14 protein-coding genes are annotated in these 11703 nt (G+C 65.0%); 8 read left to right on the top strand and 6 right to left on the bottom strand.

Annotation, left to right across the window (positions count from 1 at the left end; all coding sequences use genetic code 11):
• Nucleotides 1-43 precede the first annotated feature (43 nt).
• Nucleotides 44-1024: a sodium-dependent bicarbonate transport family permease gene (locus LHJ54_RS09835; protein ID WP_228243715.1), complete on the top strand. Its 981-nt coding sequence runs from the start codon at nt 44-46 to the stop codon at nt 1022-1024.
• A complete protein-coding gene (locus LHJ54_RS09840; RefSeq protein WP_228243716.1) occupies nt 1024-1335 on the top strand; it encodes a P-II family nitrogen regulator in 312 nt (103 codons plus the stop codon). The genes LHJ54_RS09835 and LHJ54_RS09840 overlap by 1 nt, the downstream gene beginning before the upstream one ends.
• A 12-nt stretch (nt 1336-1347) precedes the next feature.
• Here the strand turns inward: LHJ54_RS09840 and LHJ54_RS09845 are convergent, their stop codons facing one another.
• The 5 genes from LHJ54_RS09845 to rpsF all read right to left on the bottom strand — a co-directional run bounded on the left by LHJ54_RS09845 (nt 1348) and on the right by rpsF (nt 4792).
• Nucleotides 1348-2013 (bottom strand): carbonic anhydrase, encoded by a 666-nt coding sequence (locus tag LHJ54_RS09845; RefSeq protein WP_228243717.1) that lies wholly within the window; start codon nt 2011-2013, stop codon nt 1348-1350.
• Nucleotides 2014-2023: 10 nt separating this feature from the next.
• Complete coding sequence (locus LHJ54_RS09850; RefSeq protein WP_228244349.1) at nt 2024-3472, bottom strand: AMP nucleosidase; 1449 nt, start codon at nt 3470-3472, stop codon at nt 2024-2026.
• A gap of 108 nt (nt 3473-3580) precedes the next feature.
• Nucleotides 3581-4189, bottom strand: coding sequence for a 50S ribosomal protein L9 (gene rplI, locus LHJ54_RS09855; RefSeq protein ID WP_228243718.1), 609 nt, complete (start codon nt 4187-4189; stop codon nt 3581-3583).
• Nucleotides 4190-4202: 13 nt separating this feature from the next.
• On the bottom strand, nt 4203-4427 hold the full coding sequence (gene rpsR / locus LHJ54_RS09860) for a 30S ribosomal protein S18 (protein WP_228243719.1): 225 nt from the start codon (nt 4425-4427) through the stop codon (nt 4203-4205).
• Nucleotides 4427-4792: a 30S ribosomal protein S6 gene (rpsF, locus tag LHJ54_RS09865; protein ID WP_228243720.1), complete on the bottom strand. Its 366-nt coding sequence runs from the start codon at nt 4790-4792 to the stop codon at nt 4427-4429. Before rpsF ends, rpsR begins: the two co-directional genes overlap by 1 nt.
• Before the next feature lie 188 nt (nt 4793-4980).
• Between rpsF and LHJ54_RS09870 the strand changes: the two genes are divergently transcribed.
• Nucleotides 4981-5934 (top strand): DUF808 domain-containing protein, encoded by a 954-nt coding sequence (locus LHJ54_RS09870; RefSeq protein WP_228243721.1) that lies wholly within the window; start codon nt 4981-4983, stop codon nt 5932-5934.
• A 4-nt stretch (nt 5935-5938) separates the two neighbouring features.
• On the opposite strand, the gene LHJ54_RS09875 is transcribed toward LHJ54_RS09870, so the two are convergent.
• Nucleotides 5939-7363, bottom strand: coding sequence for a glutamate ligase domain-containing protein (locus LHJ54_RS09875; RefSeq protein ID WP_228243722.1), 1425 nt, complete (start codon nt 7361-7363; stop codon nt 5939-5941).
• A gap of 57 nt (nt 7364-7420) precedes the next feature.
• Here LHJ54_RS09875 and LHJ54_RS09880 point away from each other — a divergent pair, with 57 nt between their 5' ends.
• From LHJ54_RS09880 to LHJ54_RS09900, 5 genes are all read left to right on the top strand, one after another.
• Entirely contained in the window at nt 7421-8248 is an 828-nt protein-coding gene (locus LHJ54_RS09880) for an LD-carboxypeptidase (protein WP_228243723.1), read from the top strand.
• Nucleotides 8245-9180, top strand: coding sequence for an ACP S-malonyltransferase (fabD, locus tag LHJ54_RS09885; RefSeq protein WP_228243724.1), 936 nt, complete (start codon nt 8245-8247; stop codon nt 9178-9180). Before LHJ54_RS09880 ends, fabD begins: the two co-directional genes overlap by 4 nt.
• A 115-nt stretch (nt 9181-9295) precedes the next feature.
• Nucleotides 9296-10048, top strand: a complete 753-nt coding sequence (gene fabG, locus LHJ54_RS09890; RefSeq protein ID WP_228243725.1) for a 3-oxoacyl-ACP reductase FabG — start codon at nt 9296-9298, stop codon at nt 10046-10048.
• A 142-nt stretch (nt 10049-10190) separates the two neighbouring features.
• The gene (dnaN, locus tag LHJ54_RS09895; protein ID WP_228243726.1) at nt 10191-11327 is read left to right on the top strand and encodes a DNA polymerase III subunit beta; all 1137 of its coding nucleotides are present in this window, start codon (nt 10191-10193) and stop codon (nt 11325-11327) included.
• 32 nt (nt 11328-11359) lie between these two features.
• Nucleotides 11360-11701: a hypothetical protein gene (locus LHJ54_RS09900; RefSeq protein WP_228243727.1), complete on the top strand. Its 342-nt coding sequence runs from the start codon at nt 11360-11362 to the stop codon at nt 11699-11701.
• Nucleotides 11702-11703 lie beyond the last annotated feature (2 nt).

Consider the following 11703-nt stretch of genomic DNA (forward strand, 5'->3'; position numbering starts at 1 on the left):
TCTCTGAAGCGGAGCACGGCAAATAGGGGGAGGCCACAGCATCATGAGCGACATCGCCGCCACCCTGCTGTCCGCGCCGATCCTGTTCTTCATCCTCGGAGTGCTGGCCGCCGCGGCACGGTCCGACCTGGCCGTGCCTGAGACAGTGGCGAAGGGTCTGTCGCTGTACCTCATGGCGGCCATCGGCCTGAAAGGCGGGGTGGAAGTCGCCAAGGCGGGGATCACGCCCAACCTCATTCTGGCCCTCGTCGCAGGCCTGCTGCTGAGCGCGCTGATCCCGTTCTTCGTCGCGCCGGTGCTGCGGCGGTTCGGCCGGCTGGACGGGGTGAACGCCGGCGCGGTCGCGGCGCATTACGGTTCGGTCAGCGTCGTCACGTTCGTCACTGCCAGCCAGGTTTACGGCAACACCGGATTTGTCGTCGCCGGGTTCATGGTGGCGGTGCTCGCGTTGATGGAAACGCCGGCGATCATTTCCGGTCTGTTGCTCGCCCGGCGCTATGCGGCGGCGCAGAACGGCAGCGGAGGGAGCGGCATCGACCGCGAACTGCTGCGCGAAGTGCTGTTCAACGGATCGGTGGTCCTGTTGCTGGGCAGTTTCGCCATCGGTCTGCTGATCGGGGAGCCAGGTTTCGAGCCGATAGCGCCGCTGTTCCGCAGCGGCTTTACCGGCGTGTTGTGCCTGTTCCTGCTCGACATGGGCCTCGTTGCCATGCGGCGCTTGCGCGATACGCGCGCGCTGACCGGGCGACTTGTGATGCTGGGCATCTTCTTCCCGCTGGTCAACGGCGTGCTGGGCGCGTTGACAGGCACGCTGATCGGGCTGGACCCGGCGTCGGCCGCAGGGCTGGCTGTGCTGGCAGCCAGCGCGTCCTACATCGCGGTGCCTGCGGCCATGCGCCTGGCGCTGCCGCAGGCGAATGCGGGTTTGTACCTCGCCATGTCGCTGGGCGTCACCTTCCCGTTCAACATCGTTATCGGTATTCCGCTTTACCGGATGATCGCCGAAACTCTGGGAGGCTGGTGATGCCGGAAATGATTACCCGCGTGCGCATCGAAGTGCTGGTCGACGCGCCCCTTGCCCCGCGCCTCGTCAAACTGTCGCGCGAGGCGGGAATAACCGGCCATACGCTGATCCGCACGACCAGCGGCGAAGGGCGACAGGGCAGCTGGAAGGAAGATCTGGTGAGCGGCGCAACCGCCAAGTTCATCTTCCTCGCCGTCGCCAATCAGGAGCGGGCGGACCGCTTCGTCGACCTGATCGAGCCGCTGCTGGAAAGCCATGGCCTGCTGGTCCTGAGGTCGCCGACGGACGTGATCCGGCCGGAGCGGTTCTAGACACCCAATCGGCTAGTGCGCCGCGAAATAACTCGCGTGGCGCGCCACCTGCTCGCCATAGCGCTCTTCCACGCCGACGAAACTGCCCTGCGCTTCGTCGTAGGCGGACACGTGTCCGGTGGCGATGTCATAGACCCAGCCGTGGATCACCAGTTCCTTGCGCGCCAGCCTTGCGGCAACGGCGGGGTGGGTGCGCAGGTGCTGCATCTGCAGCAGCACATTGTGCTCCAGCAGCAGACGCATCCGTTCCTCAGGATCGGCATCGCCAGCCGTTGCCTCCATCGCCGCCACCGCCGCCCGGGCAAAGCCGAGCCAGCGGGATACGTGCGGCAGGTGCGCTACGCTTTCCAGATGCATCGCCCCCGCCATTGCGCCGCAGCGGGTATGGCCGCAAACCACGGCGTGCGGCACCTTCAGCACTTCCATTGCGTATTCGATCGACGCCGTCATGCCGCCGACCTGTTCGCCATACGGCGGGATGATGTTGCCCGCGTTGCGGCAGATGAAGAGTTCGCCCGGTTCGGTTTGCGTGATCATCGCCGTTTCGACCCGCGCGTCGGAGCAGGCGATGAACAGCGCGTCGGGGGTCTGCGCCTCCGCCAGCCGGGAGAACAGGTCGCGCTTCTGGGGAAAGACGCTCTTTTCGAAATGGACAACTCCGGCGGCAAATTTCGGCATAACTCTACCCTTACCGGAATGGCGGTTCGTTGAAAGCACGCAGCTTGCGGCTGTGCAGCCGCGGCCCTTCGCTGCGCAGGCGGCGGCAGGCGTCGATTCCGATTTGCAGATGCGCGCCGATGGCTTCCTCGTAGAAGCGATTCGCCTGACCCGGCAGCTTGATTTCGCCATGCAACGGCTTGTCGCTGACGCACAGCAGCGTTCCGTAAGGAACGCGAAACCGATACCCCTGGGCGGCGATTGTGGCCGACTCCATGTCGATCGCCACCGCCCGGCTGAGCGAGAAGCGGCGGGCCGAGGCGGAGTAGCGCAGTTCCCAGTTGCGGTCGTCGGTCGTCACCACGGTTCCGGTCCGCATCCGCTGTTTCAAGGACATGCCATGCGCACCCGACACGGCTTCAGCGGCGGCGGCCAACGCCTGTTGCACTTCGGCAATGGCGGGCAGGGGGATCTCCGGCGGCAGCACAGGGTCAAGGACGTGATCGTCGCGCAGATAGGCGTGGGCAAGGACGTAGTCGCCAATCCGCTGGCTGGGCCGCAGCCCGCCGCAATGGCCGATCATCAGCCATGCCTCTGGCCTGAGCACGGCAAGGTGATCGCAGATCGTCTTGGCGTTGGAGGGTCCGACTCCAATATTCACGAGGGTAATGCCGCCGTGTCCTTCGCCGATCAGGTGATATGCGGGCATCTGGTGCCTTCGCCACGCGGCGTCCGACAATTGTTGGCCCGCGTCCTCCTGCGGTTCGGTGAGGTACAGCCCGCCCGGTCCCGCCAGCGCGGTGCAGTCGTTCTGCCCCAGTTGGCGGCCCGCCCAGCGGACAAATTCGTCGACATAGCGGTGGTAGTTGGTGAACAATACGAACCGTTGAAAATGTTCCGGCTGCGTTCCGGTGTAATGCGCCAGGCGCGCCAGGCTGAAATCGGTTCTGAGACCGTCGAATAATGACAGGGGCAAGGGGTCGTCGGGCCCGCCGATGTCGAACCCGTCGGCCAGTTCGTCGCCGATGTCGGCCAGATCGGTGGACGGGAAGTAGCGTGCGATGTGGAGCGCCGGGGTGCCAGCCAGCTCCGCGCCCGCATCACCGTCGAGGACGTAGGGGAACGGTATCTCCTGCCGCGATCGGGTGACTTCGAACTCGACGTCGTAATTGCCGGCAATCAACTCCAGCTGCTGCGTCAGGTAATCGGTGAACAGCAGCGGGCGGGTGATGGTGGTGGCATAGATGCCCGGCGTGTTCAGCCGCCCGAACGCCTCGCGCCGGCTCTCGGGTTGTCTTCCGCCATTATAGCGGATGCGCAATTCGGGATAGGCGTAGGAACCGTCAGTACGCCGCTCGCGCGATGGCAGGGTGCCGTGCCGCGCGAAGGCAAGCACATCGTCTCGCAAGCGCTGGGTGGCCGCATCATAGGTCTGCGTCAGGCGGTTCAGGACATCAGCAACGGTGCTGTCGGACTTCATCGTGGTCATGGCTGGCGGCTGTTACAGTTTACAACGGCGTTGCATATGAAAAAGGCGCGGTTCCGGAGAGCCGCGCCTTGATCAACAACTGGCTTTGCGCCTGTGCGTTCAGGCAGCCGTCGCATCCGCGTCGCGGTCCAGCAGCTCAGCCGGAATTTCTCCGGGTTCGAGCGTCGGGTCGACCGCTTCGGTGAAGCCGGTCGTCTGCTGCGATTCTTCCTCGAACATCTGCTTCATGACGTCGACGCCCTGCCGCTGCAGTTCGGCTTCGTCATCCGAACGCGCAACGTTGGCCTTGATCGTCACGCTGACTTCGGGATGCAGGTCGATGCGCACGTCATGCAGGCCGAGCGCCTTGATCGGAGCGCCCATGATGACCTGCCGCTTGTCGATGTCGTGGCCCTTGTCGGCCAATCCCTGCACGATGTCGCGGACGTTGACCGAGCCGTACAGCTGGCCCGTGTTCGACGATGCGCGAATCAGCACGATTTCCGCACCTTCGACGGTCTTGCCGCGCTTCTCTGCTTCGGTTCGGCGCTCGGCGTTTTCCTGCTCCAGCCGTTCGCGGTTCGCTTCGAACACGCGGCGGTTGGCGTCGTTTGCGCGCAGCGCCTTCTTCTGCGGGAGCAGGAAGTTGCGCGCGTAGCCGTCCTTGACGGTGACGACGTCACCGATGGTGCCCAGCTTCTCGATCCGTTCGAGGAGGATGATGTCCATGGTTCTGGCTCCCTTACTTCACGAGGTACGGCAGCAAGCCGATCTGGCGTGCACGCTTGATGGCCTGGGCCAGTTCACGCTGCTTCTTCGCGGAAACGGAGGTGATGCGGCTGGGCACGATCTTGCCCCGCTCGGACATGAAGCCCTGAAGCAGGCGCACGTCCTTGTAATCGATCTTGGGCGCATCCTTGCCGGAGAACGGGCAGGATTTGCGGCGGCGGAAAAACGGGCGTGCCATCAGTCACGATCCTCCCTGTCAGAGCGGCGCTTGCGCTCGCGATCCTGCTTGCGCATCATGGCCGACGGCCCACTTTCATGCTCGTCCACGCGGATGGTGAGATAGCGGAGTACATCTTCGTTGATGCGGGTCTGCCGTTCCAGTTCGGCTACGACCTGTCCGGGCGCGTCGAAGGCCAGCATCACGTAATGCGCCTTGCGGTTGCGGTCGATCTTGTAGGCAAGGTTCTTGAGACCCCAGGTCTCCGTCTTGACGACCTTGCCTTCGTTCGATTCGATGATTTCGGTTGCCTGTGCCGCCAGCGCATCGACCTGAGCCTGGCTCAGATCCTGCCGCGCCAGGAACACGTGCTCGTAATGAGCCATGTTGGTCACGTCCTTTCACATGCCGATCGCTGGCTTGCCCCGCGCGGATCGCAGGAGCCCCTCCGGCTTTCTTCCATCCACCAATGCTGGGGAAGCGCCGCACATAGCGGATTTCGGGCGAAGCGCAAGGCTTGCCTCTCCGTCCGGCGACGGGCAGGGCGCTGCAGCAGCAGTTTAGAGGAAGCACGATGCCCAGCGGACTTGTAGCCCTGTTCGACGATGTCGCGGTGATAGCCCGCGCGGCGGCCGCGTCACTCGACGATGTCACCGTGGCGGCGGGCAAGGCCGGCACCAAGGCTGCGGGTGTCGTGATCGACGATGCGGCGGTCACCCCCTCCTACGTCACGGGCCTCAACCCGGCGCGCGAATTGCCGATCATCTGGAAAATCGCGCTGGGCAGCCTGAAGAACAAGCTGCTGATCCTGCTGCCCGGCGCCCTTCTGCTCAGCGAATTCCTGCCGTCCGTGATTGTGTTCATCCTGATGCTGGGCGGCGCCTTTCTTGCCTATGAAGGCGCGGAAAAGGTGCTGGAGAAGCTGGGCGGCGCCAAGCATGGCAAGACGTTGCAGGACCCGATCACGGATCCGGCGCAGTTCGAAAAGGAACGGGTCAGCGGCGCGATCCGCACCGATCTCATCCTGTCGGCGGAGATCATGGCAATCACCCTGAACGAGGTGGCGGCGGAAACGCTGTGGACGCGGGCCGGAGTGCTGGCGGTGGTCGGGATCGCGATCACCGTGCTGGTGTATGGCGCGGTGGCGCTGATCGTGAAGATGGACGATGTCGGCCTGCACCTGACCCGGAAACCGTCCGCTGCGGCCAAGAGTGCGGGGCGGTTTCTGCTGCGCGCGATGCCGTGGTTGCTGGCGGCACTGTCGTTCATCGGCATGGTGGCAATGCTGTGGGTCGGCGGCGGTATCATCCTGCACGGACTGCACGAGCTGGGTGTGGACGGCCTCTACAAGTACGCACACGGGCTGGAACACGCGGCCGAGACGGTCGGCGGCGGCGTGCTTGGCTGGGTGACCTTTGCCGGTTTGTCAGCACTGTTCGGCCTGCTGGTCGGGGCAGTGATCGTGTTCGTGCTGCACAAGGTGCTGAAGGTCGGGCACGACGACACAGCGGAAGCCGCCGCCCACTGACCAGTCACAGCCGATCCAGCAACGCCCGGGCAAACCCGCTCAGAGTATCGTCGCGGGCGCCCATCACCACGATCCGGTCACCGGGCTGGGCAAGCTCCACCAGTCGGTCTCCACACTCCTCGCGCGTGGGCATGTATTCGGCCCGGCCCCCCGCTTCCTCGATCAGCCGCACGATCCGTTCCGCGCCCTGGCTGCGGTTCACCGTGCCGCCGAAATAGACTGGATCGCACATCAGCACCATGTCATCCGACCTGAGTTCGCGGGCAAAGGTCTGCGCCAGTTCCGTCCCCATCTGCTGCAACGGTCCATATCCGTGGGGCTGGAAGAACACGAGTACGCGGCCGGGCTGGCTGTTCAGCGTCCGCAGCGTGGCGGCGCATTTTTCCGGATTGTGGCCGAAATCGTCGATCACCGTCACACCGGCGGCAGAAGTGCCCACGATGTCGAAGCGGCGGGCCAGCCCGCTGAACGAGCCGAGTGCCGCGACCGCTGCGCCGACCTCCACTCCCGCCCCTACTGCGCCAGCAATGGCGGCAAGCGCGTTGGCGAGGTTGTGCCGGCCCGGCATGCTCAGCGTCAGCGGGTAGTCGGCGCCGCTTTCCCGATCGATGACGGTGGCGCTTTGCCCGGGTCCGGTTCCCACCACGCTGTCCGGCGCGATGCCCAACTGGGCCAGTGGCTCACTGATGCCGAAGGTAAGAACCGTATTCGCCGCCGGCAGCAGTTCCAGCACCTCCGCATCGTCGATATTCACGACCGCAACCTCGCTGGCGGCGAGATAGTTACTGAACAGTTCGCGCAGTTCCTCCATCGGCATGTGATCGAGGCTGACATTGAGCAGAAGGCCGACCGCCGGCCTGTACAGCGCGATGGACCCGTCGCTTTCGTCCACCTCGCTGACGTAGAGCTCGTGCGAACCCGCCACGCTGCTGGCATGCGGGCGCTCTGCGGTGATGAAGTTCTTCATCACGGCGCCGTTCATCACTGTGGGGCTGCGGCCAGCGACGTGCAGGATCCAGCCGAGCATGCCGGTGACCGTGGACTTGCCGCTGGTTCCGGCGACCGCAATGCCGAGGTCGGCGGCGTTGAACAGCGCGGCGTTCAGTTCCGCCCTGCTCATTCGCAGGCAACCCAGCTCCGCCGCACGGACCACTTCGGGCACAGTTCCCTCAACGGCGGCTGAGGTGACAAGCACCTGTTCGGGCGAGCGGACGCCGGTGCCATCCTGCGGCCAAAGGACAAAACCCTGTCGCGTCAACTGCGCGAACTTGTCCGGCGTGCGCCCCTGATCATAGGAGCGGTCGGACCCTTCGACCTGCGTTCCGCGAGCTTGCAGGATCTGCGCCAGCGGCAGCATGCCGGAACCGCCCAGGCCGCAGAAGAAGAACGGTCGGGACAGCAGGTCGGTGAGATCGGCAAAATCGCTCATGCCGCCATGCGCTATTCGGTTGTGCGGACGGTGGCAAGCTGGCTAGAGGCACCGCGCATGACGATCAATGTAGCAATCTGCGCACCCGGCAAACGGCTGGAACGCGACCTGGCCGACCGGGTCTTGGACATGGCGGCCGCCGAGGGGGATATCAACCTCACCTTTCATCCGCAGTGCTTTGCCCGCCACGGCCACTTCGCAGGTGACGATGCGACCCGGCTGGACGCGCTGGTGGCGTGTGCCAACGATCCGGCGTTCGATGCCGTCTGGTTCGCGCATGGCGGCTACGGGACGAACCGCATCGCGGGTGCCGCGCTGGCGCAGCTTAGCGAGGTCGGCCGGTCCAAGACATTTATCGGCTACTCGGACGCGGGCTATTTCCTCGCTGGATTGTACCGGCACGGGGTGGGTCGGCCGGTGCATGGACCGATGGTGGCGGACATTCGCCATTCCGGCGGCGAGGCCGCAATCGCGCGCGTGTTCGACTTCCTGCGCGGCGGCACGGCGGGGCTGGAAGCCGGACTGGACGAACGGCCGACCGTCGCCTTCAATCTGATGACGCTGGCCATGCTGGTCGGCACCGATCTCATGCCGGGGCTGGCTGGCCATGTGGTGCTGGTGGAGGAAGTGTCGGAGCATCTTTATGCCGTCGACCGCCTGTTCTTCCATGTAACGCAGCATCTGCGCGGCATCGCGGGCATCAGGCTGGGCCGGATCAGCGACGTGCCGGAAAACGACCGCCCCTTCGGCGCGTCGGAAGAGGACATTGCGCGCTACTGGTGCGCGAAGTCCGACATCCCCTATCTCAACTTCGCCGACATCGGACACGACGCGGGCAACAAGATCGTGCCGTTCGGACGCTACAACCAGGTGCTTACGGCATGAGAGCTTTTATCTTTCCGGGACAGGGCAGTCAGAAGGTCGGCATGGGCATGGACCTATGCTCCGCCAGCCTCGCTGCGCGCGAAGTGTTGCAGGAAGTGGACGATGCGCTGGGGCAGAACCTGTCGCGTCTGATGCGCGAAGGCCCGGAGGACGAGCTGACGCTGACCGCCAATGCCCAGCCTGCGATCATGGCGAACGCCATTGCCACGGCGCGGGTACTGGCCCGCGACTTCGAGGTGGAAATTGCCGCGCACGGCGCTGCGGTCGCGGGACATTCGCTGGGCGAATATGCGGCCCTGTGCGCAGCGGGCGCCTTCAGCCTGGCCGACACGGCGCGCCTGCTGCGGCTTCGCGGCACCGCCATGCAGGATGCGGTGCCGGTCGGGGTGGGTGCGATGGCCGCCTTGCTGGGTGCAGACTTGGCGGCGGCGAAAGCCTTGTGCGATGCGGCGGCAAAGGGGCAGGTGTGCGAGATTGCCAACGACAATGATCCCACGCAGGTTGTTATTTCCGGCCATGCCGAAGCCATCGAACGGGCTCTCGCCATGGTGAAGGAACACGGCATCAAGCGCGGAGTGAAACTTCCGGTTTCGGCGCCCTTTCACTCCTCGCTCATGCAGCCCGCCGCCGATCGCATGGCAGAGGCGTTGAGTGCAACGCCGCCAGGCAGGCTGGCGCTGCCGCTGTATGCCAATGTGACGGCCGCAAGGGTTTGCGACCCCGCAGAGGAGCAGGCGCTGCTGGTAGAGCAGGTGACCGGCCGTGTACGCTGGCGCGAAAGCGTGCTGGCCATGCGGTCTGACGGGGTGGCGCAGTTCGTGGAGCTGGGCGGCAAGGTGCTCGGCCCGATGGTCAGCCGCATCGACAAGGAGGCAGAGGTGCACAGCCTGGTGACGATGCACGATCTGGAAGCGTTCGCCGCTTCGCTTTAGGTCAGGGCGCGGGGTGCGCCAGCTGGCGGTTCCATGCCGCGCCGCCTGGTTGCGCGGGCTTGACCCGCCTAGCCTTTGCGCCATTGCAGGCGGCAGATTGTCTGGAGAGAAGCAAATGTTTTCACTTAACGGCAAGACCGCGCTGGTCACGGGAGCGAGCGGCGGAATAGGGTCGGCGATCGCAGTTGCTCTCGCCCGGCAAGGGGCGCGGCTGGCGCTTTCCGGCTCCAACGGCGCCAAGCTGCGCGCGTTTCGCGAACAATTGCAGGCCGAACATGGCGGCGACCATGTGGAAATCACCTGCGACCTGTCTGATACCACGCAGGTGGAGGAGTTGGTCCCGGCGGCGCTGGAAACGCTGGGCAGCCTCGACATCCTCGTCAATAACGCGGGGATCACCCGCGACAATCTGGCCCTGCGCATGAAGGACGAGGAGTGGGATCAGGTGATCCGCCTGAACCTCGAAGCCGCATTTCGGCTGATGCGCGCCTGCGTCAAGCCGATGATGAAGGCGCGTTCGGGCCGGATCATCTCCATCACCTCGGTGGTGGGAGCGACCGGCAATCCCGGGCAGATGAACTATGCCGCAGCCAAGGCGGGTCTAACCGGGATGACCAAGTCGCTCGCGCAGGAAGTCGCCAGCCGCGGCATCACGGTCAATTGCGTGGCTCCCGGCTTCATCCATACCGCCATGACCGACACCCTGCCCGATGCAACCAAGGAGGCGCTGAACGCGCGCATTCCAATGGGCCGTATGGGCACTGGCGAGGATGTCGGTGCGGCGGTAGCCTTCCTCGCCGCGCCCGAGGCTGCCTACATCACCGGCCAGACCCTGCATGTGAACGGCGGCATGGCGATGCTGGGCTGAAGCGGTTTTCCCCAAGGCTGCGCACAGGGCGGCGAAGGATACTTGCCGGAACGCGCGGGGCGGCTATGGATGAGGGCGAGATAGACGGCACCGCTGCGCGATTCCGCCGCGCCGGCGACTGGACAGGGGTAGGGAACCACGGATGAAAGCCACTCTTGAACGCGCGACCCTGCTGCGCTGCCTGTCGCATGTGCAGTCGGTGGTCGAACGGCGCAACACCATCCCGATCCTGTCCAACGTCCTGATCGACGCCGATGCAGACGGGTCGCTCAAGGTGATGGCGACCGACCTCGACCTGCAGGTGGTGGAAACGATGAAGGCCGCCAGTGTCGAGGCGCCCGGCGCCATCACGGTGTCGGCGCATCTGCTGTTCGACATCGCCCGCAAGCTGCCCGACGGCAGCCAGGTCGGCATCGAAACGGCGGACAACCGAATGACGGTAAAGGCCGGGCGCAGCCGGTTCCAGCTGCCGACCCTGCCGCGGGACGATTTCCCGACCATCGTGGAAGGCGACCTGCCGACCAGCTTCACTCTGCCGGCCCGCACGGTGGCCGAATTGATCGATCGGACCCGGTTCGCCATCTCCACGGAAGAAACACGGTACTACCTCAACGGCATCTTCCTGCATGTGTCGGACGGGGAAAACGGCGGCCAGCCGTTGTTGAAGGCGGCGGCCACCGATGGCCACCGGCTCGCCCGCTTCACCCTGCCGCGACCCGACGGGGCCGAAGGGATGCCTGACGTGATCGTGCCGCGAAAGGCAGTGGCCGAACTGCGCAAGCTGCTGGAAGAAGCGCTGGACGGCGACGTGCGCGTCGACCTGTCGCCCAGCAAGGTGCGCTTCACCATCGGCGGCGAGGGCGGAGTGGTCCTGACCTCCAAGCTGATCGACGGCACCTTTCCCGATTACAGCCGCGTCATCCCCACCGCCAACGACAAGCTCCTGCGTCTCGACCCCAAGAGCTTCTATCAGGCGGTGGACCGCGTCGCCACCATCGCCACGGAGAAGACCCGCGCGGTCAAGATGGGGCTGGACGCGGACAAGGTCACGCTGTCCGTCACTTCGCCCGACAACGGCACCGCGGCCGAGGAGGTTGCGGCCGAATACGCTGCGGACGGTTTCGAGATCGGCTTCAACGCCAACTACCTCAAGGACATCCTGAGCCAGATCGACTCGGACGTGGTGGAAGTGCACCTGGCCGACGCCGGCGCGCCGACGCTGATCCGCAAGGACGACAAGAGCGCGGCGCTGTATGTGCTGATGCCGATGCGGGTTTGACCATGGTGTTGAGCTCGTTGGCCGCAATCGTCTTGGCAAACTCATCCGCGGTGCAGGCGACACCGCAGCTTAGCCCTGAGCAGGAAATGCAGTGCGCCCTGCTCGCTATATACGCTTCCGAACAGATCGCCGATCAGACTGCCAAGACGGGATTGTACTCGGTGTTCACCTACTGGCTCGGCAGATACGAGGGCCGCACGGGGAACTCCTTCGAATCCGCCGATGTACTGGCGCTTTTGACTGAACTGCAGAAGGGCGGAGAAGAAGCGGGAGGCCGGTGCCAGGCTGTAGCCGAGGCAATCGGACTGCGTCTGCAGGAATGGGGCGCGCGCTTGCAGCAGGAAGGGCAGCGCCTTACGGAGGCGGGCGAGTAAAG

The sequence above is a fragment of the Porphyrobacter sp. GA68 genome (assembly GCF_022605525.1).
Classification (GTDB): Bacteria; Pseudomonadota; Alphaproteobacteria; order Sphingomonadales; family Sphingomonadaceae; genus Qipengyuania_B.

Coding starts and splice junctions, on each gene's coding strand:
- LHJ54_RS09835 (WP_228243715.1), top strand. CDS start 44: ATGAGCGACATCGCCGCCACCCTGCTGTCCGCGCCGATCCTGTTCTTC.
- dnaN (WP_228243726.1), top strand. CDS start 10,191: ATGAAAGCCACTCTTGAACGCGCGACCCTGCTGCGCTGCCTGTCGCAT.
- rpsF (WP_228243720.1), bottom strand. CDS start 4,792: ATGGCTCATTACGAGCACGTGTTCCTGGCGCGGCAGGATCTGAGCCAG.
- fabD (WP_228243724.1), top strand. CDS start 8,245: ATGAGAGCTTTTATCTTTCCGGGACAGGGCAGTCAGAAGGTCGGCATG.
- LHJ54_RS09870 (WP_228243721.1), top strand. CDS start 4,981: ATGCCCAGCGGACTTGTAGCCCTGTTCGACGATGTCGCGGTGATAGCC.
- LHJ54_RS09845 (WP_228243717.1), bottom strand. CDS start 2,013: ATGCCGAAATTTGCCGCCGGAGTTGTCCATTTCGAAAAGAGCGTCTTT.
- LHJ54_RS09840 (WP_228243716.1), top strand. CDS start 1,024: ATGCCGGAAATGATTACCCGCGTGCGCATCGAAGTGCTGGTCGACGCG.
- fabG (WP_228243725.1), top strand. CDS start 9,296: ATGTTTTCACTTAACGGCAAGACCGCGCTGGTCACGGGAGCGAGCGGC.
- rplI (WP_228243718.1), bottom strand. CDS start 4,189: ATGGACATCATCCTCCTCGAACGGATCGAGAAGCTGGGCACCATCGGT.
- LHJ54_RS09875 (WP_228243722.1), bottom strand. CDS start 7,363: ATGAGCGATTTTGCCGATCTCACCGACCTGCTGTCCCGACCGTTCTTC.
- LHJ54_RS09850 (WP_228244349.1), bottom strand. CDS start 3,472: ATGAAGTCCGACAGCACCGTTGCTGATGTCCTGAACCGCCTGACGCAG.
- rpsR (WP_228243719.1), bottom strand. CDS start 4,427: ATGGCACGCCCGTTTTTCCGCCGCCGCAAATCCTGCCCGTTCTCCGGC.
- LHJ54_RS09880 (WP_228243723.1), top strand. CDS start 7,421: ATGACGATCAATGTAGCAATCTGCGCACCCGGCAAACGGCTGGAACGC.